General features: G+C 71.4%; 27 protein-coding genes. 11 read left to right on the plus strand and 16 right to left on the minus strand.

What is annotated here, in order from left to right; all coding sequences use genetic code 11:
- Positions 1–33: 33 nt before the first annotated feature.
- Entirely contained in the window at positions 34–1,053 is a 1,020-nt protein-coding gene (locus ABD831_RS19000; RefSeq protein ID WP_344950411.1) for an LLM class F420-dependent oxidoreductase, read from the minus strand.
- Between the two features lie 74 nt (positions 1,054–1,127).
- Between ABD831_RS19000 and ABD831_RS19005 the strand changes: the two genes are divergently transcribed.
- Complete coding sequence (locus ABD831_RS19005; RefSeq protein ID WP_344950414.1) at positions 1,128–1,595, plus strand: CoA-binding protein; 468 nt, start codon at positions 1,128–1,130, stop codon at positions 1,593–1,595.
- 11 nt (positions 1,596–1,606) lie between these two features.
- Positions 1,607–2,281 carry an alpha/beta fold hydrolase gene (locus ABD831_RS19010; RefSeq protein WP_344950418.1) on the plus strand — a complete coding sequence of 225 codons (675 nt, stop codon included), beginning with the start codon at positions 1,607–1,609 and terminating at the stop codon, positions 2,279–2,281.
- Between the two features lie 91 nt (positions 2,282–2,372).
- On the opposite strand, the gene purE is transcribed toward ABD831_RS19010, so the two are convergent.
- The 8 genes from purE to ABD831_RS19050 form a co-directional block, all read right to left on the minus strand.
- Positions 2,373–2,936 (minus strand): 5-(carboxyamino)imidazole ribonucleotide mutase, encoded by a 564-nt coding sequence (purE, locus tag ABD831_RS19015; RefSeq protein ID WP_344950421.1) that lies wholly within the window; start codon positions 2,934–2,936, stop codon positions 2,373–2,375.
- On the minus strand, positions 2,933–4,129 hold the full coding sequence (locus ABD831_RS19020; RefSeq protein WP_344950433.1) for a 5-(carboxyamino)imidazole ribonucleotide synthase: 1,197 nt from the start codon (positions 4,127–4,129) through the stop codon (positions 2,933–2,935). Before ABD831_RS19020 ends, purE begins: the two co-directional genes overlap by 4 nt.
- A 21-nt stretch (positions 4,130–4,150) precedes the next feature.
- Positions 4,151–4,798, minus strand: a complete 648-nt coding sequence (locus tag ABD831_RS19025) for a GtrA family protein (protein ID WP_344950436.1) — start codon at positions 4,796–4,798, stop codon at positions 4,151–4,153.
- Positions 4,799–4,900: 102 nt separating this feature from the next.
- A complete protein-coding gene (locus ABD831_RS19030) occupies positions 4,901–5,920 on the minus strand; it encodes a sensor histidine kinase (RefSeq protein ID WP_425582854.1) in 1,020 nt (339 codons plus the stop codon).
- An 11-nt stretch (positions 5,921–5,931) separates the two neighbouring features.
- Positions 5,932–6,609: a response regulator gene (locus ABD831_RS19035; protein WP_142179813.1), complete on the minus strand. Its 678-nt coding sequence runs from the start codon at positions 6,607–6,609 to the stop codon at positions 5,932–5,934.
- Positions 6,610–6,751: 142 nt separating this feature from the next.
- Complete coding sequence (locus ABD831_RS19040; RefSeq protein ID WP_344950440.1) at positions 6,752–7,606, minus strand: enoyl-CoA hydratase-related protein; 855 nt, start codon at positions 7,604–7,606, stop codon at positions 6,752–6,754.
- A gap of 20 nt (positions 7,607–7,626) precedes the next feature.
- Positions 7,627–8,832: an adenylate/guanylate cyclase domain-containing protein gene (locus ABD831_RS19045; protein ID WP_344950444.1), complete on the minus strand. Its 1,206-nt coding sequence runs from the start codon at positions 8,830–8,832 to the stop codon at positions 7,627–7,629.
- A gap of 7 nt (positions 8,833–8,839) precedes the next feature.
- Positions 8,840–9,769, minus strand: a complete 930-nt coding sequence (locus ABD831_RS19050; protein ID WP_344950447.1) for a biotin--[acetyl-CoA-carboxylase] ligase — start codon at positions 9,767–9,769, stop codon at positions 8,840–8,842.
- A gap of 24 nt (positions 9,770–9,793) precedes the next feature.
- Here ABD831_RS19050 and ABD831_RS19055 point away from each other — a divergent pair, with 24 nt between their 5' ends.
- The 6 genes from ABD831_RS19055 (at position 9,794) to ABD831_RS19080 (ending at position 16,698) form a co-directional block, all read left to right on the plus strand.
- A complete protein-coding gene (locus ABD831_RS19055; RefSeq protein WP_344950451.1) occupies positions 9,794–11,449 on the plus strand; it encodes an acyl-CoA carboxylase subunit beta in 1,656 nt (551 codons plus the stop codon).
- Positions 11,446–11,679: an acyl-CoA carboxylase epsilon subunit gene (locus ABD831_RS19060; RefSeq protein WP_344950454.1), complete on the plus strand. Its 234-nt coding sequence runs from the start codon at positions 11,446–11,448 to the stop codon at positions 11,677–11,679. Before ABD831_RS19055 ends, ABD831_RS19060 begins: the two co-directional genes overlap by 4 nt.
- A gap of 105 nt (positions 11,680–11,784) precedes the next feature.
- The gene (locus tag ABD831_RS19065) at positions 11,785–12,309 is read left to right on the plus strand and encodes a hypothetical protein (protein WP_344950457.1); all 525 of its coding nucleotides are present in this window, start codon (positions 11,785–11,787) and stop codon (positions 12,307–12,309) included.
- Between the two features lie 100 nt (positions 12,310–12,409).
- Positions 12,410–14,140, plus strand: coding sequence for a Stk1 family PASTA domain-containing Ser/Thr kinase (gene pknB, locus ABD831_RS19070; RefSeq protein ID WP_344950460.1), 1,731 nt, complete (start codon positions 12,410–12,412; stop codon positions 14,138–14,140).
- Between the two features lie 73 nt (positions 14,141–14,213).
- The gene (locus ABD831_RS19075) at positions 14,214–15,908 is read left to right on the plus strand and encodes a DUF885 domain-containing protein (RefSeq protein WP_344950463.1); all 1,695 of its coding nucleotides are present in this window, start codon (positions 14,214–14,216) and stop codon (positions 15,906–15,908) included.
- 79 nt (positions 15,909–15,987) lie between these two features.
- Positions 15,988–16,698 carry a Maf family protein gene (locus ABD831_RS19080; protein ID WP_344950467.1) on the plus strand — a complete coding sequence of 237 codons (711 nt, stop codon included), beginning with the start codon at positions 15,988–15,990 and terminating at the stop codon, positions 16,696–16,698.
- 27 nt (positions 16,699–16,725) lie between these two features.
- Here the strand turns inward: ABD831_RS19080 and ABD831_RS19085 are convergent, their stop codons facing one another.
- From ABD831_RS19085 to ABD831_RS19095, 3 genes are read right to left on the minus strand one after another with little or no spacing between them, the layout of a single operon-like run.
- Complete coding sequence (locus ABD831_RS19085) at positions 16,726–18,033, minus strand: hypothetical protein (RefSeq protein ID WP_344950470.1); 1,308 nt, start codon at positions 18,031–18,033, stop codon at positions 16,726–16,728.
- Positions 17,987–19,552 carry an acyl-CoA carboxylase subunit beta gene (locus ABD831_RS19090; RefSeq protein WP_344950475.1) on the minus strand — a complete coding sequence of 522 codons (1,566 nt, stop codon included), beginning with the start codon at positions 19,550–19,552 and terminating at the stop codon, positions 17,987–17,989. The genes ABD831_RS19085 and ABD831_RS19090 overlap by 47 nt, the downstream gene beginning before the upstream one ends.
- Positions 19,549–20,727, minus strand: coding sequence for an acyl-CoA dehydrogenase family protein (locus ABD831_RS19095; RefSeq protein ID WP_344950478.1), 1,179 nt, complete (start codon positions 20,725–20,727; stop codon positions 19,549–19,551). The genes ABD831_RS19090 and ABD831_RS19095 overlap by 4 nt, the downstream gene beginning before the upstream one ends.
- Before the next feature lie 85 nt (positions 20,728–20,812).
- Here ABD831_RS19095 and ABD831_RS19100 point away from each other — a divergent pair, with 85 nt between their 5' ends.
- The 3 genes from ABD831_RS19100 to ABD831_RS19110 are packed head-to-tail and all read left to right on the plus strand — an operon-like array spanning position 20,813 to position 22,548.
- Positions 20,813–21,196, plus strand: a complete 384-nt coding sequence (locus tag ABD831_RS19100; RefSeq protein WP_344950481.1) for a MerR family transcriptional regulator — start codon at positions 20,813–20,815, stop codon at positions 21,194–21,196.
- 12 nt (positions 21,197–21,208) lie between these two features.
- Positions 21,209–22,087: a sulfurtransferase gene (locus ABD831_RS19105; protein WP_344950484.1), complete on the plus strand. Its 879-nt coding sequence runs from the start codon at positions 21,209–21,211 to the stop codon at positions 22,085–22,087.
- Between the two features lie 5 nt (positions 22,088–22,092).
- Positions 22,093–22,548 carry a SufE family protein gene (locus ABD831_RS19110; RefSeq protein WP_344950487.1) on the plus strand — a complete coding sequence of 152 codons (456 nt, stop codon included), beginning with the start codon at positions 22,093–22,095 and terminating at the stop codon, positions 22,546–22,548.
- Positions 22,549–22,554: 6 nt separating this feature from the next.
- Here ABD831_RS19110 and ABD831_RS19115 read toward each other — a convergent pair whose 3' ends face one another.
- The 4 genes from ABD831_RS19115 to ABD831_RS19130 all read right to left on the minus strand — a co-directional run bounded on the left by ABD831_RS19115 (position 22,555) and on the right by ABD831_RS19130 (position 25,590).
- Positions 22,555–23,190 carry a cysteine hydrolase family protein gene (locus ABD831_RS19115; protein ID WP_344950490.1) on the minus strand — a complete coding sequence of 212 codons (636 nt, stop codon included), beginning with the start codon at positions 23,188–23,190 and terminating at the stop codon, positions 22,555–22,557.
- Positions 23,191–23,268: 78 nt separating this feature from the next.
- Positions 23,269–24,144 carry a tryptophan 2,3-dioxygenase gene (locus tag ABD831_RS19120; RefSeq protein ID WP_344950493.1) on the minus strand — a complete coding sequence of 292 codons (876 nt, stop codon included), beginning with the start codon at positions 24,142–24,144 and terminating at the stop codon, positions 23,269–23,271.
- Between the two features lie 22 nt (positions 24,145–24,166).
- Positions 24,167–24,685, minus strand: a complete 519-nt coding sequence (locus tag ABD831_RS19125; protein ID WP_344950496.1) for a DUF3806 domain-containing protein — start codon at positions 24,683–24,685, stop codon at positions 24,167–24,169.
- A gap of 62 nt (positions 24,686–24,747) precedes the next feature.
- The gene (locus ABD831_RS19130) at positions 24,748–25,590 is read right to left on the minus strand and encodes an aldo/keto reductase (RefSeq protein WP_344950499.1); all 843 of its coding nucleotides are present in this window, start codon (positions 25,588–25,590) and stop codon (positions 24,748–24,750) included.
- Positions 25,591–25,661: the final 71 nt, after the last annotated feature.

The following is a 25,661-nucleotide window of genomic DNA, read 5'->3' on the forward strand; positions in this document are numbered from 1 at the left end:
ACCACCTCTAACGGCGGGCTCGGAGCAGGAGGGTCAGGCCTTGAGCTCCGGGGCGACGGTCTGCTCGAAGAGCTCGATGCCCGAGCGGTCGTAGGCGGCCTCGGCGAAGTACGTGATGGCATACGTCATGCCACGCGCCTCCATGTCCTTGAACATCGACACGATCTTGTCGGGGGTCCCGACGGCAGGCTGCTTGCGCAGGTCCTCGACGGCCCCGGCGGCCTTGTCGTCGGCGACGCCGCCCTTGCGGAGCAGCTCGCCGTAGAACTGCAGGCGGTCCTCGACGTCGGCGTCGGTCTCGCCGATGACGACGTTGTAGTTGGCCGAGCGCACGATGTCGCCGAAGTCGCGGCCGAGGTCGTCGCAGTGGCCCTTGAGGATCTCGCTCTTGTGGTCGAAGCCCTCGGGGCTGCCGTCGAAGTTCGTGTAGTCGGCGTACTGCGCCGCGATCTTCAGCGTCACCTTCTCGCCACCGCCGGCGATCCACATCGGGATGCCGTTGAGGGCGCTGCCGGGGTGGCTCGTGCCCTGCAGCGGCCGGGGCGCGCAGAGGGCGCCGTCGACCTGGTAGTACTTCCCGTCGAGCGTGGCCGAGCCCTTCGTCCACATGTCACGGAAGACCTGCACGCCCTCGCGGAGCGCGCCGAGGCGGTCGCCCGCCTTGGGGAAGCCGTAGCCGTAGGCGCGCCACTCGTGCTCGTACCAGCCCGCACCGATGCCCATCTCGGTGCGGCCACCGGAGATGACGTCGACGGTCGCGGCCACCTTGGCGAGGTAGGCGGGGTTGCGGTAGGCCATGCACGTGCACATCTGACCCAGGCGCACCCGGCTCGTCGCGGCGCCGAAGCCGGCCATGAGCGACCACGCCTCGTGCGTCGCCTCACCCGAGGGCTGCGGCACCGTGTGGAAGTGGTCGTAGACCCAGATGGAGTCGAAGACGTCCCCGTCGTCGGCGTGCTTGGCGAGGTTGACCATGGCTTCCCACTGCTGGGCCGGCTCGATGCCGACGAGATCCATCCGCCAGCCCTGGGGAACGAACATTCCGAATCGCATCCCGCCATCCAACCACGCGGTGCCGGGACAGGTCCGGACGCGATCCGCCGGGCACCGCGTGTGAGGATGGCGACATGAGTCCGCACCACCACAACGACCCGGACGTCATCCGGGACCTGCTGCACACCCCGGCCACCTGGGCCGTCGTCGGGCTCGGCGACAACCCCGACCGCACCGCCTACCGCGTGTCGCTGTGGCTCCAGCGCGAGCTCGGCACGCGCCTCGTCCCGGTCCACCCGAGCGCGGCCACCGTGCACGGCTGCCAGGGCTACAAGACCTTGTCGGACATCCCGGACGGCACCGTCGTCAAGGTCGTCGACTGCTTCGTCAACAGTGAGCGGGTCGGGGCCGTCGTCGACGAGGCCGTCGCCGAGCGCGAACGCCTCGGCATCGAGGCGTTGTGGCTGCAGCTCGGGGTCATCGACGAGGACGCCGCGGCACGGGCCGAGGCGGCCGGGCTCGCCGTCGTCATGGACACCTGCCCGAAGATCGAGTACCCCCGGATCCAGCCCGGCGACGGCGCCGGCGCCATCACCGACTGACCCCGGCCGTGGTGGCGGTCGCGCTCTTCACACGCTGCTGGGGCGAGCCCGGTGCGCTTCCGCCCGTCCTCCTCGTCCACGCCACCGGAGACACCTCGGCGGACTGGGCCGAGGTGGCGGCCGGTCTCGTCGAGAACAGGCTCGTCGTGGCGGTCGACCTGCGTGGTCACGGCGCGAGCCCCCGGCCCGGCGGCTACGCGCTCACGGAGCTGGCCGACGACCTCGAGGTCGTGGCTGCCGCTCTGGCCGCCGAGCACGGCCGACCGGTCGACGTCGTCGCCCACTCCCTCGGTGGCCTCGTGTCCTGTCTCCTGGCGAGCCGCCGGCCCGACCTCGTCCGCCGGCTCGTCCTGGAGGACGTCCCCGTGCCGCACCGTCGGGAGCCACTGGCACCGACCCGACCGGAGGGCGACCTGGCCTTCGACTGGGACGCCGTGCTGCAGGTGCGGGCCCAGGTCGACGACCCCGACCCGCGATGGCCTCGCGTCATCGCGTCCGTCACCGCCCCCACGCTCGTGGTGTGGGGCGGTCCGGCCAGCCCGATGCCGCGCGAGCACGTCGCCCAGATGGCCGAGACGGTCGCGGACGGCCGGCTCGTGCGCATCGACGCGGGGCACCTCGTCCACGCCCACCAGCCGGCCACGTTCACCGCCGTGGTGCGCGGCTTCCTCGCACTGCCCGACTGACGGTGTGATGGTGTGACGTTCACGCAGGGGCCGTATGCCGTCTGCCCGGTCCGCATCCATCCCCGCGTCAGCACGGGGTCAGGGCTCGGGCTCAGTCGGTCAGACCGCGGGCGACCTGCTCGCGCAGTGACGCTCCCTTGGCGTGCGCCTGGTCGCGCAGGTCGGCCTGGAAGGTGAGCATCTGCTCCCGGACGTCGGCTGCGAGCTCGTCGCTTCCGGTCCCGACGATGCGCGCGGCCAGCAGACCGGCGTTGCGGGCGCCGCCGATCGACACGGTCGCGACCGGCACCCCCGCCGGCATCTGGACGATCGAGAGCAGCGAGTCCATGCCGTCGAGGTACTTCAGGGGCACCGGCACCCCGACGACCGGCAGCGGTGTCACGGACGCGAGCATGCCGGGCAGGTGCGCGGCCCCGCCGGCCCCGGCGATGACGACCCGCAGCCCGCGACCCGCCGCGCCCTGCCCGTAGGCGATCATCTCGTCCGGCATGCGGTGGGCCGAGACGACGTCGGCCTCGTAGGGGATGCCGAACTCCTCGAGGGCGCGGGCGGCCTCGCGCATGACGGGCCAGTCGCTGTCGCTGCCCATGACGATGCCGACGACGGGTGCCGGCCCGGTTTGGCCGCTCTGCTTGCTCTGGGGGCTCTCGCTCATTCGGTGATCACTCCTCGGAGGTAGTCGGCTGCGTGTCCGGCACGCTCTCGCGCATCGCCGAGGTCGGCGCCGCTGACGTTGACGTGGCCGATCTTGCGCCCCGGTCGCACGCCCTTGCCGTAGACGTGGACCTTGGCGCCGGGGTCGCGGGCCATGATGTGACGGTAGGCCGGGTAAAGGTGCTCGTAGTCGCCGCCGAGCACGTTGGCCATCACGGTCCACGGAGCCCGCGGGCGGGGGTCGCCGAGCGGCAGGTCGAGCACGGCTCGCAGGTGCTGCTCGAACTGCCCGGTGACGGCGCCGTCCATCGACCAGTGACCGCTGTTGTGCGGTCGCATCGCGAGCTCGTTGACGACATAGGCCGCCGCGCCGCCCGTCCCGGGCCGCACCTCGAACATCTCGACGGCGAGCACGCCGGTGACGCCGAGCTCGCCGGCGATGCGGAGCGCGGCCTCCGTCGCGACCGAGGCGAGGTCGGCGTCGAGCGCGGGCGCGGGCGCGAGCACCTCGGTGCAGATGCCGTCGGTCTGCACCGTCTCGACGACCGGCCAGGCGGCGGCCTGCCCGGACGGGCTGCGCGCGATGAGGACGGCGAGCTCGCGGACGAAGTCGACCTTCTCCTCGAGCAGGAGTCCCCCTTCGAGGGGACCGGGCTCACCGATCCGCGAGATCCACTCGCTGAGGTCCGCAGCGCTCGACGCGACCGCCACGCCCTTGCCGTCGTAGCCGCCCCGAGGTGTCTTGGCGATGATGGGCCACCCGACCTCGTCGCCGAACGCCGTGACCTCCTCGGCGGTCGTGGCACGGGCCCAGCGCGGGCAGGCGATGTCCAGCTCGGTGAGCCGGCTGCGCATCGCGAGCTTGTCCTGGGCGAAGTTGAGGGCCGCGCGGGTCGGGTGGATGGCCACCCCGTCTGCCTCGAGCGCCTCGAGGACGGCCGGTGGCACGTGCTCGTGGTCGAAGGTGACGACGTCGCAGTGGCGCGCGAACTCGCGCACGGTCTCGAGGTCGGTGTGCTCCCCCACGGGAGAGCTCGGCACGACGAGCGCAGCGGCCGCGGTGTCGCTCTCGGCGAGGACCGACAGCTGGACGCCCAGCTCGACCGCCGAGCCCTGCATCATGCGGGCGAGCTGTCCGCCTCCCACGACACCGACGACGGGAAATCCTCCGGGGGCGCGCTTCGGCTGGCTCACGCGGCCCAAGCGTAGTCGGCGTCAGACCAGCGGGTCGTGGCGGCCCGGGACCGCGGACGTCGGGCCCGCAGCGGCACCGGCGGCCGCCCCGTCATCCTCGGTGAGCACCGCCTCGACGTGGCTGGGGTCGGCGAGGTCCGGGTGGTGGGTTCGCACGGCCGCGAAGGTCCACACCTTGTTGAGCACGAAGGACACCGGGGTGACGACGGCGATGACGATGAGCTGCGCCCAGTAGAGCCGGGTGCGGAAGCCCGTCGAGTCGTCGAGCACCGTGGGTGAGAGGTGGATCGGCGAGTCGAGGTGCATGAGCAGGGTCAGCAGCACGAGCCCGACGACCTGCCCGAGCAGGCCCACGGCGAGGAACGGCCAGTACTCGTGCCACCAGCGGGCGTGCTTGCTCGTGCGGAACGTCCACGTGCGGTTGAGCTGGAAGTTCCAGAGGTTGGCCACGAGGAAGGCGATCGTCGAGTAGACGTGGTACCAGCGGACGTTGAAGTCCGTGCCGGGCACCGGCACGATGGCCTGGTTGAACCCGGGGCCGAGCTTCTTGACGACGACGAGCGTCAGCAGGTTGACGAGCACGCCCGAGGCGCCCACCACCGCAAACCGGAGCAGGAGCAGCCAGTTGTGCCGGTGGCGCACGAACAGGAACTCATGCAGGCGCCTCACGCGGGCACCCTACCCCGCAGGACCGGGGGTTCCCTGCTGCTTCGAGGACACTGCGGCGCGCGGCTCCTCGGCCACACCCGCGGCGGCCTGGCGGCCTGCCCCTCAGTCCGTCTCGGCCTCGGAGAGGAAGAGGGCGAAGCGGGCCGGCTGCGCCTGGACGAGGTCGAGGCGCCCCCCGTTGGACTCGGCGAGGTCGCGCGCCAGGGCGAGGCCCAGGCCGGTGCTGCCGCCGGCGCCGCTGCTCACGGAGCGCTCGAAGATGTGCGGCGCCATGGCGGCCGGCACGCCGTCACCCTGGTCGCTGACCTCGACGATGACCGACGGACCCGAGCGACGTGCGTGGACGTCGACGGTCCCCCGGCCGTGCACGAGGGAGTTCTCGAGCAGGGTCGAGAGGACCTGCGAGAGCGCGACCGGGGTCGACCTGACGAAGAGTCCGCGCTCGCCGCGCACGCGCACCGAGCGGCGGGCCTGCTCGAAGGCCGGCTGCCACTCGCGCTGCAGGGCGGCGATGACCGAGTCGAGGGACACGGCAGGCGACGGCCCACCGGACCCACGGGTGCGGCCGAGCAGGTCGTCGACGACGCGGGTCAGACGCTCGACCTGGGCGATCGCGATGGTCGCCTCCTCCTTGACCACCTCGCCGTCGTCGGTCTCGGAGATCTCCTCCAGGCGCATGAGCAGGGCGGTCAGGGGCGTGCGCAGCTGGTGCGAGGCGTCCGCCGCGAAGTCACGTTCGGCGGCCAGCGACTTCGTCATGTCGTGGGCGCGCCGGTTCATGACCCCGGCCACGTGGTCGATCTCGTCGATGTCGGAGTGCACCGGGGTCAGACGCGCCTCCCCCGCGGCGAAGCGGTTCGCGAGGTGGACGAGCTCGCGCGAGGACTGCTCGACGTGCGCGCGAACCCGCAGCGTGGCGAGGTAGGCCGCGCCTCCGCTGAGAGCCCCGATCCCGAGCATGACTGCCGCGAACCTGGCGATCCCGACCGTGGGGTCGGAGGTGATCCAGGAGGTGAGGGCCGACGGCCGCTGCGTCACGGCCCAGGTGACGACGACCGTGGAGAGCAGGACGAACGACCCGGCGCAGACGACTGCGCCGACGAGGACCATCCGGTCGAGCACCCGGCGCACGGTCACTCGGCCGGAGGTCGCTCGAAGCGGAAGCCGACACCGCGGACGGTGGCGATGTACTGGGGCGAGGTCGCGTCGTCGCCGAGCTTCCGGCGCAGCACCGAGATGTGCATGTCGAGGGTCTTGGTGGAGCCGAACCACGCGGTGTCCCAGATCTCGCGCATCAGCTGCTCGCGGGAGACGACCTTGCCCTGCTCGCGCACGAGGACGCGCAGCAGGTCGAACTCCTTGGCGGTCAGCTGCAGCTCCTCGCCCTTGAACCAGGCCCGACGGCCGTCGGAGTCGATGCGGACGAGCTCACCTGACGCGACGACCTCGGTCGGGGTGCGCCGCAGCAGCGCCCGGACGCGAGCGAGCAGCTCGGCGAGCCGGAAGGGCTTGGTGACGTAGTCGTCGGCGCCGGCGTCGAGGCCCACGACGGTGTCGACCTCGTCGGCACGGGCGGTGAGGATGAGCACCGGGATGGCGCGCCCCTCGGCCCGGATCCGCCGGCACACCTCGAGCCCGTCGATCTTCGGCAACCCCAGGTCGAGGAGCACGAGGTCGGGGTTCTCCTTGGCACCGTCGAGGGCGGCCAGGCCGTCCTCGCGCACGTCGACGTCGTAGCCCTCCCGCCGCAGCGCACGGGCCAGCGGTTCGGAGATGGCTGGGTCGTCCTCCGCCAGGAGCACTCGGGTCATGTCACCGTCCTCAAGATCTGCCGGTCCGGGGGCGCACCGACCGTCGTGAGCCTATCGACATCGGCCCGAATTGCACCCTGACGCCCCGACGGTCGGCGAGGCAGTTCCCCCGAGCGCGAACAGGTGGCACCCCGGCGGCGTGTCAGCGACCGGGCCAGTCGGGCCGCCGCTTCTCTGCGAACGCGGCGACGCCCTCGCGCCGGTCGCCCGAGAAAGCGGTGGCGCGCCAGCAGGCGTCCTCGATCTCGAGCCCCGCGTCGAGCCCGACATCTGCTCCGAGCCGCATGGCCCGCTTGGCGTTGCGCAGCCCGACGGGCGAGTTCGCCGAGATGGTCCGGGCCAGCTCGAGGGCTGCCTCGCGGGCCGAGCCCGCCGGGACCACCTCGTCGACGGCGCCGAGCTCCAGGGCCTGCGCCGCCGACAGCCGCGCAGCGCTGAAGATGGCCCGGGCCGCACGGGACCACCCGACCCGTCGCACGAGCAGCTGCGTGCCGCCCCCGCCCGGGATGACGCCGACACTCACCTCGGGCAGGCCGACCACCGCCCCTTCGCCCGCGACGACCACGTCGCACGACAGGGCCAGCTCGAATCCCCCACCCAGGGCGAAGCCGTCGACCGCCGCGATCGCCGGAACCGGCAGGTCGAGCACGCCGCCGTAGGCCGCCCGGGCCACCGGACGCTGCTCCATGAGGTCGGCGTCGCTGAACCCGTTGCGCTCCTTGAGGTCGGCGCCGACGCAGAAGGCCTTCTCGTGGCTCGAGGTCAGCACGACGCACCGGACCGACTCGTCCGCCGCCACCTGGGCCGTCGCTGCCGCGATGGCGCGGGCCATGGCGGTGGACACGGCGTTCATGGCCTCGGGGCGGTCGAGGACGATCTCGGCGACGTGGGCGAGTCCGGGATCCTCGAATCGCTCGACGCGGACGAGGACCGGCTGACCAGTCTCCCCGTCCGCGGTGGCGTCGGCTCCGGTGGGCACTGACGGCGTTGACGGCATGCGTCGGTCTCCTTCGGGACTCACGCGTCGGGGCGCGAGCCGGCTCGGTGGGTGGGGTCGGGGGTCGGCGCCCCCGAGACGGAACGGCGACCGGCGGACGTCGCCCGGCGCAGGAGCGAGGGCGTGACGGGACCGACGCCGCGCAGGATGCGTCGTCGCTGTCCGGTCAGCTCGAAGCCGGAGAGGCTGGCGAGCTCGCGTGCCATCGTCGCGTCGACGAGCACGCTCCCCGCCTGGGCGACGGCGGTCAGGCGCGAGGCCCGGTTCACGGTCGTGCCGAACACGTCTCCCAGGCGCGAGATGATCGGCCCCCGGGCCATGCCGCACCGCACGTCGGGCAGGACGTCGTCGTTCGTCATCGTCTCGACGAGGTCGAGTGCGATGGCCGCGGCCGGGGCCGCGCCCATCGTCGTGAAGAGCACCTCGTCGCCGACGGTCTTGATCAGACGTCCTCCGTGGGCCGTGATGACGTCGGCCGAGAGGGCTTCGAAGCGGGAGACGAGCCGCGCGAGGTCGCGTTCCGACAGGCGCCGCACGAGGGCGGTGAAGTTGACGAGGTCGGCGAAGCCGACCGACCGCATCTTCGTCATGCCGTAGGACTCGGGGTCGGCGTCGGCGAGCATGCGGGCCACGGTGGCCGACAGGTGCCGGCGCCACGCGTAGACGAGGAGCGGCTCGAGGCGGTCGGTGAGCACCGCGAGGCGCTTCGCCGTCTCGGTGGCGGTCTCGATGCCGGGCACCGACCGGGACTCGTGCTCGTCGTCGTCGACCTCGTCGGCCAGGGCCGCCGTCATGTGGTTCTCGACGGCCTCGGCGATCAGCTGCGACTGCCAGCCCGCCAGACGGTCGGCCGAGCGGGCGAAGGCACGCGTCATCGCGAGTGCGGTCGGCTCGTCGAGCAGGCCGTCGCGCACGATCCCGGCGACGGCGGCCAGCGCCTTCTGGTCGGCCTCGGTGAACAGCTCGTCGTCGGTGTCCACGACGGGAAAGCCCAGGGCGTGCCAGAACTTGCGTGCCGACAGCAGCGACACCTCGGCCCCGCGGCTCACGTCGCGTCGGCGCAGGTCGAGCGGACGGCCGAGCAGCTGCTCGGTGAAGTCCTCGTTCGGCCGCCCGGCGCGCTCGGCTCCAGGCTTGCTCGCGGGCTGGGCCTCCGGCTCGGCCCCCGGCCCGGCTCCCGACCCGCTGCCCGGCTCGCTCCCCGGCTCGCTCCCCGGCTCGCTCATGGGCCGATCATGCCAGTCCGCCGGCTGCGGCTCGCACGTGGACGACGTCACCCGCGGCGAACGTCCGCAGGCCGTCGGCCGTGCGCACGACGAGCCCGCCGTCGTCGTCGACCGCGACCGCGGTGCCCTCGGCAGCGCCTCCGGTCGGCAGGTGCACGCGCACCTCCCGACCGAGGGTGGCGCACGCCGAGCGGTATGCCGTCCGCACCGCGTCGCGCTCGCCGGACTCCTCGGGTGCGCCGACCTGCGCACCCGCCCCCACGATGACGCCTGCGAGGTGGTCGAGGTAGGCCACGAGGAGGTCCTCCCGGCGCACGGCGCTGCCGGCGAGCGCCAGCGACGTGGCCGTCTCCACGGGCAGCTCGTCGCGGGTCTGGTCGACGTTGACGCCGGTACCGACCACGACCGCCGAGCGCCCCCCGGACGTGACGAGCTCACAGAGGATGCCGCTGAGCTTGCGGTCCCCGTCGTCGGCGAGAAGCACGTCGTTCGGCCACTTGAGCCGGGACGTGAGCGGGTGGCCGGCGGCCTCGGTCACCTCGGCCACGGCGCGCGAGAGGGCCAGCCCCGCGAGGAGTGGCATCCACCCGGCCTGGGCCGGGTCCGTGACGGGCACGGCGACACTGACGGCGAGCGAGGCCCGGTCCGGGACCGTCCATACCCGACCGAGCCGTCCGCGACCACCGGTCTGGTGGTCGGTGAGGACGACCCACCAGAGGCCGGGGTCGACGTCAGGCGGCGACACGGCATACGCACCGCTCGCCGGGGACGCCCCGGTGAGCAGCTCGCGCAGGCGGGTGTTCGTCGACCCGAGGGCAGGGTGGAACTCGACCCCGCGCCACGGCCGTCCGGACGCGACCCCGGGCGTGACCCCGGGCGTGACCCCGGACGTGACCAAGGCCGCACTCACAGTCTCGATGTCGAGCGAATCGCGCACGTCCACAAGGCTAGAGTGCCGAGCATGGCAACCGATCACGCCGTCGCAGAGCAGCCGACCAGCACGTCGGACCAGAGCACGACGCCAGCGTCCCCAGCGTCCGATCTCGGCACCACCGCGGGGAAGCTGGCGGACCTCAGGCGCCGGGTCGCGGAGGTCGCCAACGCCGGTTCGGAGCGGGCCGTCGACAAGCAGCACGCGCGCGGCAAGAAGACCGCCCGCGAGCGCATCGAGATGCTCCTCGACGAGGGCACCTTCATCGAGCTCGACAAGTACGCCCGGCACCGCAGCAACAACTTCGGCCAGGAGAAGAACCGGCCCTACGGCGACGGCGTCGTCACCGGCTACGGCATGGTCGACGGGCGGCAGGTGGCCGTCTTCGCCCAGGACTTCACCGTCTTCGGCGGGTCCCTCGGTGAGGTCTTCGGCGAGAAGATCGTCAAGGTCATGGACTTCGCCATGAAGATCGGCTGCCCCGTCATCGGCCTCAACGACTCCGGCGGCGCCCGCATCCAGGAGGGGGTCGTCTCCCTCGGGCTCTACGGCGAGATCTTCTTCCGCAACGTCCGCGCCTCGGGCGTCATCCCGCAGATCTCCCTCGTCATGGGCCCGTGCGCCGGTGGCGCCGTCTACTCCCCCGCCATCACCGATTTCACCGTCATGGTCGACCAGACCTCGCACATGTTCATCACGGGACCCGACGTCATCAAGACCGTCACCGGGGAGGACGTCGGCTTCGAGGAGCTGGGCGGCGCGCAGACCCACAACACGAAGTCGGGCGTCGCGCACTACATGGGCACCGACGAGCAGGACGCCATCGACTACGTCAAGGCGCTCCTGTCCTACCTGCCGAGCAACAACATGGACACCCCACCGGCCTACGGCGACGGTGACGGCGACCTCACCGTCACCGACGACGACCGCTGGCTCGACACGTGCATCCCGGACTCGCCCAACGTGCCCTACGACATGAAGCACGTCATCGAGCACGTCGTCGACGACGGCGAGTTCCTCGAGGTCCAGCCGCTCTTCGCGCCCAACATCATCACCGGCTTCGCCCGGATCGACGGCATGTCGGTCGGGGTCGTGGCCAACCAGCCGATGCAGTTCGCCGGCTGCCTCGACATCGACGCGTCCGAGAAGGCCGCGCGCTTCGTGCGCACGTGCGACTGCTTCAACGTGCCGGTGCTGACCTTCGTCGACGTGCCCGGCTTCCTGCCCGGCACGAGCCAGGAGTGGGACGGCATCATCCGCCGCGGCGCCAAGCTCATCTACGCCTACGCCGAGGCCACCGTCCCGAAGATCACGGTGATCACCCGCAAGGCCTACGGCGGCGCCTACGACGTCATGGGCTCCAAGCACCTCGGCGCCGACATCAACCTCGCCTGGCCCACCGGCCAGATCGCCGTCATGGGCGCGCAGGGGGCCGTCAACATCCTCTACCGCAAGGAGCTCAAGCACACCGCGGAGCAGGGTGGTGACGTCGACGCGCAGCGCCAGCAGTTCATCACGCACTACGAGGAGACGCTGGCCAACCCCTACATCGCGGCGGAGCGCGGCTACATCGACACCGTCATCAGCCCGTCCAACACCCGGATGAACGTCACCCGGGCCCTGCGGGCGCTGCAGAACAAGCGCGAGACGCTGCCGCCCAAGAAGCACGGGAACATCCCGCTGTGAGCGCCGGCCCGACGCAGCTTCCAGCGGCGATCTCGCCGGCGGCTGCCATCCACGTGACCGGCGGTCCGACCGCGGAGGAGCTCGCCGCGCTCGTCGTGGTGCTCGCCGCTCTCGGCGGCGGCGAGGCCGCCCCGGACCACGCGCGGTCGGCGTGGTCCGACCCGTCCTGGCGACTGGTCGGTCCGTCGGCGCGCCACGGCGGCTGGAGGAGCACCGGCCTGCCGCGCTGACGCAGTCGGCCGGCCGGCAGGGCTTTGAGTAGTCCGACTCATCCTCTTCGTCCGGGACGTCCCTAGGTTTCGAGCACCTAGAACCTCGAACCAGGGAGAAACCCAGTGAAGCGTCGCCTCCTCTCGTCCGCCACCGCCCTCGGCCTCGCCCTCAGCGGCGCCACCGCCGTCGTCACCGCCGCACCGGCCAGCGCCATGTGCGCCGAGGCCGGCCAGACCTACTACACGTTCAGCTCCGTCTCCACCGTGTGGAAGCGCACCAGCCTCAGCAGCTCCTACGTCAAGGGTCCCGGGTCCGTGTCGCTGACCAAGGGCCGCACGTGGAACGTCCAGGCCTCCATGACGGCCACGGTCTCCGCGGAGGCAGGCGTCGTCTTCGCCAAGGCGAGCACGTCGCTCGGCATCACGGTCGGGGCCGGCTACAGCGGCACCCAGTCCTTCACCTACACGCTCAACGTCCCCAGCGGCCAGACCAAGCGCCTGCAGCAGTACAAGGCGGCCAAGCGCTTCGTCGTCACCAAGAAGCGGTACACCTCGACCTGCAGCAGCGTCGTCGTCTACAGCTCCACGGTCACGGCGCCCGTCAAGTCCGGCGCCGATCGCTACTTCCTGTACGCCCTCGTCTCGTGACGAGCGGCCCGTGGTCGCCCCTTCGGGAGGGGCGACCACGGGCCGTGGCGGGCCCGCTCGGTTGGCCCATCCACAGCCGGTTCCCCTAGTCTCGTTGCCCATGTCCGTCGACTCGACCCCCACCCTCCGCATCGCGCAGCGCTACACGCTGGGCGAGCGCATCGCCGTCGGAGGCATGGGTGAGGTGTACCTCGCGACCGACGACCGCCTCGGCCGCCGGGTCGCCGTCAAGGTGCTCTCCCCCGCGTTCGCCGAGTCCCCGGACTTCATCGAGCGGTTCCGGCGTGAGGCCCTGACCGCCGCCCGGCTCTCCCACCCGAACATCGCGCAGGTCTACGACTACGGCGTCGACGGCGCGTCCCACTTCATCGTCATGGAGTATGCGGAGGGCTCGGACCTTGCGCACCTGATCCGGGAGCACGGCCGGCTCACCCCCAGCGACGCCGTGCGCGTCGCCGAGCAGGTGTGTGCCGCCCTGGCGACGGCCCACCGTTCCGGGGTCGTGCACCGGGACGTCAAGCCCGGCAACGTCATCGTCCGACCGGACGGCACGGTCAAGGTCACCGACTTCGGCATCGCCCGCGCCTTGGGGCAGGCGTCGCTCACCGACACCGGCACGGTGATGGGGACCGCCGCGTACGTCGCTCCCGAGCAGGCCCGCGGTGAGGCCACGACGCCGTCGTCCGACCTCTACTCCCTCGGCATCCTGCTCTTCCAGATGCTGACGGGAGCCGTCCCGTTCGACGGCGACACCCCCGTCGCGGTGGCCATCCGTCACCTCGACGAGCCCGTGCCGCTGCCCAGCTCCCGGGTGGCCGACCTGCCGGCGAACCTCGACGAGGTCGTCGCGCGGGCCACGGCCAAGTCCCCGGCCGACCGCTTCCCCGACGCCGACGCGATGGCCGCTGCGCTGCGCGTCCACGAGCCCCTCGCCGACGCCGCTACCCGCGCCCTGCCGTCAGGCGACGCGACCGCCGTCCTCGATCTCGGCGCCGCGGCGGCGGCCGAGGCCGCGACCCGCTCGGGGCAGGCCACCGTGAGCTATCCGGCCGCCTCCGCGGCGGCCGTCCCTGCCGCCGACCTTGCCAGCAGCCCTGCGGCCGACCCGGCGCTGAGCACGGCGAAGATGCCGGCGGCCTCGCCGCCGGCGGAGCGTCCCGCCGAGACGACTCGCCGCTCGACCGCCGCTGCGCGTCGTGGCCGGTCGGGTGCCAACCGTGTCGTCTGGGTGCTGGGGGCCGCCGTCGTGGCGCTCGTCGCGGTCCTCGCGTACGTCCTGCTCTCGGGATCGGACCCGCAGACCCCGGCCGCCGCGGGCACGCGTCCCTCGGCAAGCGCCTCCTCGTCGCCCTCCGCGCCGCCCACGACCGCTCCGCCGGCCGACGGCAGCGCCGTTCCGGCCGGCCTCGTCGGCCAGCAACGCGACGCCGCGGTCAAGGAGCTCATCGGCCTGGGGGTCAACGTCCGTTGGGTCCTCGTGCGCTCGGGCGAGCCCGAGGGTGCGGTCATGGGTTCCTTCCCCGCCGAGGGACAGCCGATGTCGAAGGGGCAGACCGTGGCCCTCGTCGTGAGCCGCGGGCATGCACCCGACAAGGTCAACTCCTCCTTCGTCGTGCCGGACGGCGTCGTGGGCGCCGGCGCCAAGGACGCGACGCAGCGCCTGGGCTCCGAGGACGTCCGGGTCACCAGGGTCACGGTCCCCTCCGACGGCTCCAAGGAGGGCCAGGTGCTCGCGACCTGGCCCGCTCCGGGTGCGCGGACGGCCGACGGGGTCGTCGTTCTCGTGGTGGCCGGTGGCGACAAGGGCGGCTCGTCCGGCGGCAACGACTGACGGCAGGCGCGGACGGGTCCGACCGGCGCACAATGCGCTGGCACCCGAGCGCGGCCTCGATTACCTTCGCCGGGTGACCGCCAACACCCAGACCGCGCGACCCCGCACCGACGTCGACCGCATCGCGGAGACCTACTTCGACGCTGCCGTCGCCCTCAGCCCCATCAACGCGACCTTCCTCGGCGTGCCCGGCGGCGAGGAGGACCTCGACGACCTGTCCCCCGCCGGCAACGCCGCCGCTTCCGAGCTGCGCCGCACGACCCTGACCCGGCTCGCTGCCGCTGCTGCGGCCGACGACGTCGACCGCGTGACGATCGACGCCATGACCGAGCGCCTGCAGCTCGCGGAGGACCGGTATGCCGCCGGGCTGGACGAGATGTCGCTCAACGTCCTCGCGTCGCCCCTCCAGAGCGTGCGCGACGTCTTCGACCTCATGCCGCAGCACACCATCGACGACTGGCGCACCTTCGCGACCCGCATGGGCAAGATCCCCGCCGCGCTCGAGGGCTACCGCGAGTCGCTGCTCCTCGCTCGCGAGCGCGGACAGGTCTCGCCGCGTCGCCAGGTCGAGGCCTGCGCCGAGCAGTCGCGCGAGCTCACCGCCGACGACGGCTACTTCGCCAAGGTGGTGGCCGACGCGACGGTCGGCGACGAGCCGCTCGAGGGCGAGGTCCAGCAGGCGCTCGCCGCGGCGGCCCAGGCTGCTGCTGCGGCATACGGGTCCATGGCCGACTGGCTCGAGCAGGAGCTGCTGCCACACGCCCCCGAGGCCGACGCGTGCGGCCGCGAGCGCTACGCCCTCGAGTCGCGCTACTTCCTCGGCGCCACGGTCGACCTCGAGGAGACCTACCGGTGGGGCCAGCAGGAGGTCGCGAGCCTCCACGCCCAGATGAGCGAGATCGCCGACGGCCTCGAGGCCGGTGCCTCCGTCCAGCGTGGCGTCGAGATCCTCGACGCCGACGAGAAGTACCAGCTGCACGGCACCGACGCGCTCAAGGCCTGGATGCAGGAGCGCGCCGACGAGGTCATCGCAGACCTCAAGGACGTCCACTTCGACATCCCGGGGCCGGTCCAGCGCATCGAGTGCATGATCGCGCCGACGCAGACCGGCGGCATCTACTACACCGGTCCGTCCGACGACTTCAGCCGGCCCGGTCGCATGTGGTGGTCGGTGCCCAAGGGCAACACCGAGTTCCGCACGTGGAACGAGCTGACCACGGTCTACCACGAGGGCGTGCCGGGTCACCACCTCCAGGTGGCGCAGACCGTCTACCGCTCCGAGCTGCTCAACCGGTGGCGCCGGCTCGAGGCGTGGACCTCCGGCCACGGTGAGGGCTGGGCCCTCTACGCCGAGCGGCTCATGGCCGAGCTGGGCTACATGGACGATCCCGGCAACCGCATGGGTTGGCTTGCAGGACAGTCGCTTCGGGCTGCTCGCGTCGTCATCGACATCGGCGTGCACTGCGGCTTCGACGCACCGGACGAGGTCGGCGGGGGCGCCTGGGACTACGACAAGGCGTGGGCCTATCTCACCCGTTACGGCTTCATGGACGAGAAGATCCTGCGCTTCGAGCTCAACCGCTACCTCGGCTGGCCGGGCCAGGCGCCCAGCTACAAGATCGGTGAGCGGCTGTGGCTGCAGCTGCGTGACGAGGTCCGGCAGCGCGAGGGTGACGCCTTCGACCTCAAGGCCTTCCACCGGCGGGCCCTCGACATCGGAGGCGTCGGCCTCGACACCCTGCGCGCGGCGGTGCTGCAGGAGATCTGAGCCTCGCACCTGCGGCGCCGCTCCCCCGGGGCGGCGCCGTCGGCGCCCCAGAGCCCGACGCGGCGCCTACCATGGCGTCATGTCGAGCCCCCTCCCCGACGTGCCGGACGTCCCTGCCGTCCCCGCCGTGCCCGCCGTGCCCGCCGTCCAGCTCGTCCTCGCCTCGGCCTCACCCGCGCGCCGCTCGACGTTGCGCGCTGCGGGTGTCGAGCCGGTCGTCGTCGTCAGCGAGGTCGACGAGGACCTCACCGTCGCCGAGTCGACCGAGCGCTACGGCATGCTGGAGCCCGCCGACATCGCGCTGCTGCTGGCACGGGCCAAGGCGGAGGACGTCGCGAGTCGGGTCGACGACGACGTCGTCGTGCTCGGCTGCGACTCGGTGCTCGAGCTCGACGGCGAGGTGCACGGCAAGCCGGCCGACGCCGCGGAGGCGGTCCTGCGGTGGCGCCGGATGCGCGGTCGCGCCGGCGTGCTCCACACCGGGCACTGGCTCATCGACGAGCGGGACGGGAGCGGGGCCACCCTCGGTGCGACGGCATCCACGACCGTGCACTTCGCCGAGGTCTCCGACGCCGAGATCAAGGCCTACGTCGCCACCGGCGAGCCGCTCACGGTGGCGGGCGCCTTCACCATCGACGGGCTCGGTGGCGCGTTCGTCAGCTCGGTCGAGGGCGACCCCCACAACGTCGTCGGCCTGTCTCTGCCGTTGCTGCGCGAGCTGCTCGCCGACGCGGGCATCGACTGGTTCGACGTCGTCGGGAGCCTGCGACGCCGGCCTGACTGCGGCTGACTGCCGCCGGCTGCGACAGATCGGGCCTCAGGGGTAGAGGTCGTCCGTGAGGTTCTCGATGACGAGGTAGTGCTCGGTCCACCACCACATCTGGGCGGCGCCGACGACGACGATGAGACCGAGCAGCCAGTAGCGGTAGCGGCCCCACCAGCGCAGCTTGAGGAACCAGGCGATGACCAGCGTCATCGGGAAGGCCAGCAGGGCGTAGCGCACCCGGCTCGGCGTCGTGCTCGTCACGAGGATGATGTAGGCCGGGTAGGCGCCGGCCCAGCCCCAGATCTCCGGCCCCCAGCGCCACGAGTTCTTCGAGAGCATGAACCACGTGAAGGCTGCGATGCCGAGCACTCCGGCGACCTGGCCGACGACGCCCCAGTAGTCGTAGAGCAGGTTCCACCACAGGTAGAGCTTGATCTTCGTCTCGATGTTCCAGGCGAGCATCGTGTCGTTGTAGGCGTTCGGTGTGTCGGTCGCGATCGTGACGATCGTGGGCCAGAGGAAGGTCAGGGCGCCGGCGTATGCCGCGAGCGCCCCCAACCCGACACGCAGCCGCACCGGGTGCTCTCCCTCGTCGTGCTGCCGCCAGCGCACGACCCAGTGGGCGACGATGACCGGCACCATGGCGATGACGACGTTGCGGCTCAGCGAGAGCACGAGCAGGGCCAGCACGACCCACCAGTACCGCCGCTTGCGCAGCAGCCACAGCACCGTGACGACGCCGAGCAGGGCGGTCGACTCGGTGTAGGAGGCCGAGAAGGCCGGGGAGGCGATGAAGAAGCAGGTCGCGACGACGGCGACGATCGCCTCCCAGCGCCCGACCGCCTGGTCGACGAGCTTGAAGAGCATGTGCATCGCGACGAAACCGATGATCGTCGACAGCACGGGAGCCACGACGGCGAAAGGCAGCCCGGTGACCTTCATGACCAGTCCGGCCGTCATCGGGAACACCGGGAAGAAGGCCCACGGGTTCATGTCGATGCCGCCCCAGCCGACCCGAGGCAGGACCGAGGGGTAGCCCTGTTCGGCGATGACCCGGTACCACTGGCCGTCCCAGCCGGTCATCACGGCGTTGTAGCCGGGGTCCGCCGGGGAGGGGTAGAAGATCCGGATGTTCGCCGTCCCGATGGGCAGCGCGATCTGGTAGCGCGAGAGGTAGGTGGCCGCGACCCACACGAAGAGCCGCGAGACGGCGAAGACGGCGAACGGGAACCAGACCGGGAAGCGGCGCCAGAACAGCTGCTTCGCCTCGGCCTCGCGGTCGGGGTGCTCGAGCCGGTGACCGAGACGCGGCTCAGACCGGCGGGACGGCGCGTCGGCGCTCGCTGAAGTGACGGTCACGCCGGGAAGCATAGGCCAGTCGGCGCACGAGGTCCGAGCGCAGCTCATCCGCCTCGATGATCGAGTCGAGCACGAGGTCGGCCGCGAGGCGCTCGATGTCGACGTCCTCCTCGTACTCGCGGCGGCGGTCGGCGACGAACCGCGCCTGCTCGGCCGGGTCGGCGATCTCGGCGATCTTGTTCGCGTAGACCGCGTTGACGGCGGCCTCGGGTCCCATGACGGCGATCCGGGCGGTCGGCAGCGCGATGGTCGCGTCGGGCCCGAAGCCGGGGCCGCCCATGGCGTAGAGCCCGGCGCCGTAGGCCTTGCGCACGATGACGCAGAACTGGGGCACCGTCGCGGACGAGACGGCGCTGACCATCTTGGCGCCGTGGCGGATGATCCCGCCGCGCTCGACCTCGGAGCCGATCATGAAGCCCGGGACGTCCGCGAGGTAGACGAGCGGGATGTTGAAGGCGTCGCAGAGCCAGATGAAGCGCGCGGCCTTGTCGGCGCTGTCCGTGAAGAGGACGCCGCCCTTGACCATGGAGTTGTTCGCGACGATGCCGACGGTCTGCCCCTCGAGGCGCCCGAAGCCGATGACGAGCTCGCCGGCCCAGAGGGGCTTCAGCTCGAAGAAGGAGTCGTCGTCGACGAGCCCGTCGATGACCTCGTGGACGTCGAAGGGCACCGACTCGCGCTCGGGAACGGTCGCGGGGGTCAGTGGCGTCGCGGGCTCCTCGGCGGCATACGTCGGCGGGTGGTCCCGCCAGCTGCCGGGAACGTAGGAGAAGTAGAGCTTGGCCAGCTCGATGGCCTCGGCGTCGTCGTGGGCGAGCAGGTCACCGACACCGGAGACGGTGCAGTGCATCCGCGCGCCACCCATCTCCTCGAGGGAGACCTTCTCGCCGACGACCATCTCGGCCATGCGCGGGCTGCCGAGGTACATCGAGGCGTTGCCCTCGACCATGATGATGAGGTCGCAGAAGCTCGGGATGTAGGCGCCTCCGGCCGCACTCGGGCCGAACAGGCAGCAGATCTGGGGCACCTTGCCCGAGAGGGCGACCTGGTTGTGGAAGATGCGTCCGGCACCGCGGCGACCGGGGAACATCTCGACCTGGTCGGTGATGCGGGCGCCGGCGGAGTCGACGAACCAGAAGACGGGAAGCTCCTCGCGCAGCGCCGTCTCGGTGGCGCGGACGATCTTCTCGACGGTGCGTGCCCCCCACGATCCGGCCTTCACGGTCGGGTCGTTGGCGATGACGATCGCGGCACGGCCGTCGACGGTCCCCCGACCCGTGACGACGCCGTCGGCCGGGAGCCCGGGCTGGAGGGCGTTCGCGTAGCGGCCGTCCTCGACGAAGGAGCCCTCGTCGAAGAGCAGGGCGATGCGGTCGCGGACGTAGATCTTGCCCTGCGCGTCGAGCTTGGCCTGCGCCTTCTCCGGCGCGCTCGCGGAGGCCGCCTGGGCGGCCGCGAGGCGGGCCCGCACGTCGGCGACGCGAGGGTCTCCCTGGGGGTTCGGGGCGCTCCCGGTCATGCCGGCAGACCCAGGCCGCGGGCGATGAGCATGCGCTGGACCTCCGAGGTGCCCTCGCCGATCTCGAGGATCTTCGCGTCGCGGTAGAAGCGCGCGACGGGGTACTCCTCCATGAAGCCGTTGCCGCCGAAGACCTGGGTGGCGATGCGCGTGGCGGTGACGGCGGCCTCGGTCGAGTAGAGCTTGGCGATGGCGGCTGCCTGCTTGACCTCCTTGACCGAGCGCTTGCCGGCGTGGAGCTCGTCCTTGAGCCAGGCGGCCTTGTACGTCAGCAGCCGCGCACCCTCGACCATGACGGCGAGGTCGGCGAGCTGGAAGGAGACACCCTGGTTGACGCCGATCGGCCGGCCGAACGCGGTGCGCGTCTTCGCGTAGTCGGTGGCGAGCTCGAGGCAGGCCTGGGCGCAGCCGACGGCGAGCGCCGAGATGGCGATGCGCCCGTCGTCGAGGGTCTTGAGGAACTGCTTGAAGCCCTCGCCCTCCTCGCCGAGCAGGTGGTCCGCCGGGACGCGGCAGTCCTCGAAGGTGAGGCCGTGGGTGTCGGAGACGTGCCAGCCGAGCTTGTGGTACGCCGGCTCCACGACGAAGCCGGTGGTGCCGGCCGGGACCATGATCGCCGAGACCTGCGGCGAGCCGTCCTCGTTGGTGCCGGTGCGTGCGGTGACCGTCACGACCGACGTGATGTCGGTGCCGGAGTTCGTGATGAAGGCCTTCGCACCGTTCAGCACCCACTCGTCACCGTCACGGACGGCGCGCGTCCGGGTCGCCCCCGCGTCGGAGCCCGCCTCCGGCTCGGTGAGGCCGAAGCCGGCAAGGGCGCGCCCGGCGACGAGATCGGGCAGGAAGCGCTGCTTCTGCTCCTCGGTGCCGTAGGTGAGGATCGGGTTGATCCCGAGCCCGACCCCGGCGGAGAGCGTGATGCCGATGGACTGGTCGACGCGACCGAGCTCCTCGATCGCGACGCAGAGGCTCGTGAAGTCGCCCGCGTCACCGGCGCCGCCGTACTCCTCCGGGACGACGAGGCCGAACAGTCCGAGGTGACCCATCTTCGGCACGAGGTCGGTCGGGAAGTAGGCCGCGGCGTCCCACTTGGCGATGTTGGGCGCGACCTCCTTCTCGGCGAAGTCGCGGACGACCATCCGGAAGTCCTCGTGATCCTGGCTGAGCTCGAACATCGCTGTTCTCCTGAAGCTGTCGCGGTCATCACGCGCTCGTGACGCGTGCTTGACGTTGACGTAAACGTAAAGCACTATCGACCTCATGACAAGTGCGCCGACGTGGACGATCGCCGAGGTGGCGGAGGAGTTCGACGTCACTCACCGCACCGTCCGTCACTACGAGGACCTCGGCCTGATCTCCCCCGAGCGCCGCGGCACGCAACGGGTCTACCACCGCCGCGACCGCACCCGCCTCGGCCTCATCCTGCGCGGCAAGCGGCTGGGATTCCCGCTCGAGGAGATCCGCACGATCATCGACCTGTTCGACGCGCCCCGCGGTCGGCGCACCCAGCTCGAGTACGTCCTCGACCAGATCGACGAGCGCCGGGCCGACCTCGACCAGAGGCTCCGGGACGTCCAGGACGCCATTGCCGAGCTCGGCGAGTTCGAGCGACGGTGCCGTGAGGACCTCGACAAGCTCGCGTGACACGATGGGCACATGAGCTCTGACGACACGAAGATCTCCGCGTACGCCCATCCCGAGCGCCTCGTGACGACCGAGTGGCTCGCGGAGCAGATCGCCGCCGGCTCGGTCGGCGGCCCGGACGGGATCGCTCTCCTCGAGTCCGACGAGGACGTGCTGCTCTACGCGACCGGCCACATCCCCGGCGCGGTCAAGATCGACTGGCACGTCGACCTCAACGACCCCGTCGCACGCGACTACGTCGACGGGGCCCGGTTCGCCGAGGTGATGGGCTCGCGCGGGATCCGTCGCGACACGACCGTGGTCATCTACGGCGACAAGAGCAACTGGTGGGCGGCCTACGCCCTGTGGGTCTTCAGCCTCTTCGGCCACGAGGACGTGCGCCTCCTCGACGGCGGCCGAGCCAAGTGGATCGCCGAGGGCCGTGAGCTGACCCGCGACGTCCCGTCGCCGACGCCCGTCGACTACCCGGTGGCCGAGCGCGACGACGCCCCGATCCGCGCCTTCAAGGACGACGTCCTGGCCCACCTCGGCAAGCCGCTCGTCGACGTCCGCTCCCCCGGCGAGTACTCCGGCGAGCTGCTCCACATGCCCGACTACCCCCAGGAGGGGGCGATGCGCGGCGGCCACATCCCCGGGGCGAAGTCGGTGCCGTGGGCGCGCGCGGCCAACGAGGACGGCTCGTTCAAGTCCCGCGAGGACCTCGAGGCGATCTACCTCGAGGAGCAGGGCCTCACGCCGTCCGACGACGTCGTCGCCTACTGCCGCATCGGCGAGCGCTCGTCGCACACCTGGTTCGTGCTGACCCACCTGCTCGGTTTCGAGGCGGTCCGCAACTACGACGGCTCGTGGACCGAGTGGGGCAACACCGTGCGCGTCCCGATAGAGAGGTGAACCCCGTGAGCGAGACCGCACTGCCCGCGTCGCTGGCCGAGATCGCGGAGGACTTCCGATCGGCGACCAACGACCTCAAGCTGCAGCTGCTGCTGGAGTTCAGTGACGAGCTGCCCGGCCTGCCGGACCGCTATGCCGGGCACCTGGACCAGCTCGAGCGCGTCGACGAGTGCCAGTCGCCGCTCTTCCTCACCGTCGAGGTGGGCGACGGCGTCTCGCTGGACGAGCGCGTCGTGAACCTCTTCTTCGACGCCCCTGCGGAGGCGCCGACGACCCGAGGTTTCGCCGGCATCCTCCACGAGGGCCTCGACGGCCTGACCGCGGCCGAGGTGCTCGACGTGCCGGACGACGCCCCGATGCGCTTCGGTCTGGCCGAGGCGGTGTCGCCACTGCGCCTGCGCGGCATGGTGGCCATGCTGGCCCGCATCAAGCGCCAGGTCCGCGCCAAGACCGCCGGCTGACCGGGTTCAGTAGCCCCGCGACGCGTCGGCTGCCTGTCCGGCTCCGGCCAGCTGTCCTGCGAACTCGTCGCCCGACATCGGCTTGGAGAACATCGGGTAGTCGTACTTGATGGCGTTCGCGTGCTCCTCGGAGCTGGTCGCCGCGACGCAGTCGCTCAGGGTGACGACCTCGTAGCCGCGCTCGTAGGCCGAGCGCATCGTCGACTCGACGCAGCAGTTCGTGAGGAAGCCGCCCAGGGCGATCGTCGTGATGCCCTTGCTGCGGAGGATGAAGTCGAGGTTGGTGCTCGCGAAGGTGTCGAGGCCGCGCTTGCCCTCGACGACGATGTCGTCACCGCTCGGCGTGAGGGCGTCGATGATCTGCGAACCCCACTCGCCCTTGACGAACGCGTTGGAGTCGACGACCCCCTTGAGGATGCCGTAGGGGCTGCCGCTGATCTCCTTGTAGCCGCCGGCGAAGGAGATCGGGGCGTGGATGATCGTGGCGCCGGCCTCACGAGCAGCCTCGACGACTCTCTGCGTGTTCTCGAGCATGTCGGTCTCGGCCATCGAGTCGGCGACGGCGGCATGCAGTGCGCCGCCCTCGCTCGCGAAGTCGTTCTGGTACTCGATGAGCACGACGGCGGTGTTGCGCGGGTCCATCTGGAGTCCTCCGGTTCGTTGGTGGCGACACCGACCATCCTCGCGGCCGCTGCGCCGCTCCACCAGACCCTGGCGCCGTCATCCTCCGATGCGGGTGCGGACCTCGTAGAGCTCGGGGAAGAAGGTGAGGTCGAGCGCCCGTCGGAGGAAGTCCACCCCGGTCGACCCACCCGTGCCGGTCTTCTGGCCGATCGTGCGCTGGACCACCTGCAGGTGACGGAACCGCCACTGCTGGAAGTTGTCCTCCAGGTCGACCAGCTCCTCGCACGTCTCGTAGACGCCCCAGTGCTCGGCCGGGTGGGCGTAGACGCCCGCGAAGACGTCGACGAGTCCGTCGTCGAGGCGGTAGGCCTGGGTCCAGTCACGGTCCAGCAGGGCCGGCGGCACGGCATACCCACGTCGTGCGAGATAGGCGAGGAACTCGTCGTAGAGGCTCGGCTCGTGCAGGAGCGCATCGAGCGCCGCGCGGGCGCCCTCGTCGTGCGCGAACACCGCCACCATGTCGGCGTTCTTGTTGCCGAGGAGGAACTCGACCTCGCGGTACTGCGCCGACTGGAAGCCCGAGCTCGCCGCGAGGAAGGGCCGGATCTCGGCGTACTCGCTCGGCGTCAGCGTCGCCAGCACCGACCACTGGTCGGTGAGCGTGTGCTGGATGTGCTTGACCCTCGCCAGCCGCTTCAGGGCCGGGGCCAGCTGGTCGTCGCGGAGCAGGCTTCTGGCAGACCGCAGCTCGTGGATGAGCAGCTTGAGCCACAGCTCGGACGTCTGGTGCTGGATGATGAAGAGGAGCTCGTCGTGCTGCGGCGGCTCGCTGAGCGGTTGCTGCGCGCTGAGCAGCGTGTCGAGACGGAGGTAGTCGCCGTAGGACATCTTGCGCGTGAAGTCGCGCTGGATCCCCTCCTCCAGGTCGCGCTTGCTGCGCCGGTCGAGCCCACCCTGGGCAGCGTTGTCCATGGCCGCGATCCTAGGGGTCGCGTCAGCGCGGCCGCGGGCGGATGCTCACCAGGTGCGAGACGACGCCGGGGACCCACCCGGTCTCACCGCGCATCCAGCGGGCACCGACGAGGTTGTGCGGCACGACCACCGTGTCGGCGCGGGCCGCGACCAGCCCCAGGTCCGTCCCGAACACGTCGGTGACGACCGCCCACTCGCGAGCGCTGTGGCGTGCGAGGTACTCACCGATGGCGACGGCGTACGTCTCGACGACGACCTCCGGCCCCTCGCCCGACCCGCCCTCGTCGGACCAGCGGCGGTAGGCGGCGTCGTAGTGGGCTCCGATGGACGCGAGGTCGTCGACGTCCACCCCCTCCCCGGCCGCGTGCTCGAGCGCGGTGGCGATGCGCGCCCGCTCCTCGTCACCGAGCGGGTTGGCGACGGGACGACCCGTGAAGTCCGCCGCCGTTGCGTCGTCGGTCTCACCCGGGTCGAGCTCGGCGACCGCGGTCGCGTCCGTCGGCACGGCGTCGTCCTTGCCCTTGCGCGAGAACAGTCCCATGCCGCCAATCTAGTGGCTCGGACGCGACCGGGTCAGGCCCAGGCAGGTCAGGCCGAGGCAGGTCAGCCGAAGGTGTCCGGGTCCGGGCCCGTGCGGGTGCCGCGGTCGAGCCCGGCCAGCGCGTCGAGGTCGTCCTGGCCGAGCGCGAAGCCGAAGATCTCGATGTTCTCGGCGATGCGCGCGGGCGTCACCGACCGCGTGAGCACGACGTTGCCGAGCTCGATGTGCCACCGCAGGACGAGCTGGGCGGCCGTGACCTCGTGCTTCGCAGCCAGCTCCACCACGCCCGGGTCCTCGAGCAGGCCGGCGCGGACGGCCAGGGGGCTCCACGCCTCGGTGACGATGCCGTGCTCGGCATGGAAGGCGCGCAGCTCACGTTGCTGCAGGTAGGGGCTCAGCTCGACCTGGTTGACCGAGGGCAGGACGCCCGTCTCGTCGAGGAGACGCTGGAGGTGCGGCACCTGGAAGTTGCACACGCCGACGGAGCGGACGCGGCCCTCGCGCTGGAGGTCGAGCATCGCCTTCCACGCGTCGACGTACGCGCCCTGGGCGGGTGCCGGCCAGTGGATGAGGTAGAGGTCGAGGACGTCGATCCCGAGGCGCGTCATCGAGGCGTCGAAGGCTGATGGGACGTCCGTGTGGTCGTCGTTCCAGACCTTGGTGGTGACGAACACGTCGTCTCGGTCGACGTCGTCGCGTCCGAGGACACGGCCGACGCCCTCCTCGTTGCCGTAGATGCGCGCCGTGTCGATGTGCCGGTAGCCGACCTCGAGGGCGTGTCCGAAGGCGGCATCGACACTGGAGTCCGGGACCTCCCAGACACCGAATCCGATCTGCGGGATGGCCAGGCCGGGGGTGGAGGCATGGCCGAGAGCGAGCGTGGGTGCTGACTGGTGTGTCGTCATGCTCCTCACGCTAGGTCCGGGCTCGGACCGGTGATGTGCCGGACCTCACTCTGAGACGACCGGGAATAGAC

The sequence above is a fragment of the Terrabacter ginsenosidimutans genome, assembly GCF_039539425.1.
In the GTDB taxonomy this organism is placed as follows: domain Bacteria; phylum Actinomycetota; class Actinomycetes; order Actinomycetales; family Dermatophilaceae; genus Terrabacter; species Terrabacter ginsenosidimutans.

Bases quoted from the DNA above. Each gene is read 5' to 3' on its own strand.
- ABD831_RS19000 (WP_344950411.1), bottom strand. From the start codon at position 1,053: ATGCGATTCGGAATGTTCGTTCCCCAGGGCTGGCGGATGGATCTCGTC.
- ABD831_RS19005 (WP_344950414.1), top strand. From the start codon at position 1,128: ATGAGTCCGCACCACCACAACGACCCGGACGTCATCCGGGACCTGCTG.
- purE (WP_344950421.1), bottom strand. From the start codon at position 2,936: ATGAGCGAGAGCCCCCAGAGCAAGCAGAGCGGCCAAACCGGGCCGGCA.
- ABD831_RS19035 (WP_142179813.1), bottom strand. From the start codon at position 6,609: ATGACCCGAGTGCTCCTGGCGGAGGACGACCCAGCCATCTCCGAACCG.
- ABD831_RS19040 (WP_344950440.1), bottom strand. From the start codon at position 7,606: ATGCCGTCAACGCCGTCAGTGCCCACCGGAGCCGACGCCACCGCGGAC.
- ABD831_RS19045 (WP_344950444.1), bottom strand. From the start codon at position 8,832: ATGAGCGAGCCGGGGAGCGAGCCGGGGAGCGAGCCGGGCAGCGGGTCG.
- ABD831_RS19055 (WP_344950451.1), top strand. From the start codon at position 9,794: ATGGCAACCGATCACGCCGTCGCAGAGCAGCCGACCAGCACGTCGGAC.
- pknB (WP_344950460.1), top strand. From the start codon at position 12,410: ATGTCCGTCGACTCGACCCCCACCCTCCGCATCGCGCAGCGCTACACG.
- ABD831_RS19080 (WP_344950467.1), top strand. From the start codon at position 15,988: ATGTCGAGCCCCCTCCCCGACGTGCCGGACGTCCCTGCCGTCCCCGCC.
- ABD831_RS19090 (WP_344950475.1), bottom strand. From the start codon at position 19,552: ATGACCGGGAGCGCCCCGAACCCCCAGGGAGACCCTCGCGTCGCCGAC.
- ABD831_RS19095 (WP_344950478.1), bottom strand. From the start codon at position 20,727: ATGTTCGAGCTCAGCCAGGATCACGAGGACTTCCGGATGGTCGTCCGC.
- ABD831_RS19100 (WP_344950481.1), top strand. From the start codon at position 20,813: ATGACAAGTGCGCCGACGTGGACGATCGCCGAGGTGGCGGAGGAGTTC.
- ABD831_RS19105 (WP_344950484.1), top strand. From the start codon at position 21,209: ATGAGCTCTGACGACACGAAGATCTCCGCGTACGCCCATCCCGAGCGC.
- ABD831_RS19115 (WP_344950490.1), bottom strand. From the start codon at position 23,190: ATGGACCCGCGCAACACCGCCGTCGTGCTCATCGAGTACCAGAACGAC.
- ABD831_RS19120 (WP_344950493.1), bottom strand. From the start codon at position 24,144: ATGGACAACGCTGCCCAGGGTGGGCTCGACCGGCGCAGCAAGCGCGAC.
- ABD831_RS19125 (WP_344950496.1), bottom strand. From the start codon at position 24,685: ATGGGACTGTTCTCGCGCAAGGGCAAGGACGACGCCGTGCCGACGGAC.
- ABD831_RS19130 (WP_344950499.1), bottom strand. From the start codon at position 25,590: ATGACGACACACCAGTCAGCACCCACGCTCGCTCTCGGCCATGCCTCC.